The following is a 421-nucleotide window of genomic DNA, read 5'->3' as shown; positions in this document are numbered from 1 at the left end:
AGATCGCAAGGGTGCAGGCCCAGTGGTATGGGCAGCAGTCCGGAAAGGGAGTAAAACATCCGGTCACATCAAAACATATCAGGAAGTTATATAAGAGAAAACAAGACTCAGTAACGGACTATCTGCACAAGGTCACAAGATATCTTGCAGAATACTGCCGGGAACAGGGGATCACTTGTGTTGTTGCAGGGGATATCCGGAACATCCGGAGAGAAAAAGACCTGGGACACAGGACAAACCAGAAGTTTCACAGTCTGCCGTATAACAGGATCTATATCATGCTGGAATATAAGCTGAAAAGATATGGAATTCGTTTCACAAAACAGGAAGAAAGTTATACCAGCCAGTGCAGCCCACTGTCACCGGAAGTGGGGAAAAGATATGCAGAGCCGTCCAAACGGAAAGAGAGAGGATTGTATAG

General features: G+C 46.1%; 1 protein-coding gene. It reads left to right on the top strand.

Annotated features, from left to right (window positions below; genetic code table 11):
• On the top strand, positions 1–421 hold a 421-nt coding region (locus LJE12_RS19745), incomplete at both ends, for an IS200/IS605 family accessory protein TnpB-related protein (protein WP_227292413.1).

The sequence above is a fragment of the Blautia sp. DFI.6.71 genome (genome assembly GCF_020593585.1).
Classification (GTDB): Bacteria; Bacillota; Clostridia; order Lachnospirales; family Lachnospiraceae; genus Blautia_A; species Blautia_A wexlerae.
Note: the sequence above shows the minus strand (reverse complement) of the source record. Positions and strands in the feature narration are given on the sequence as shown.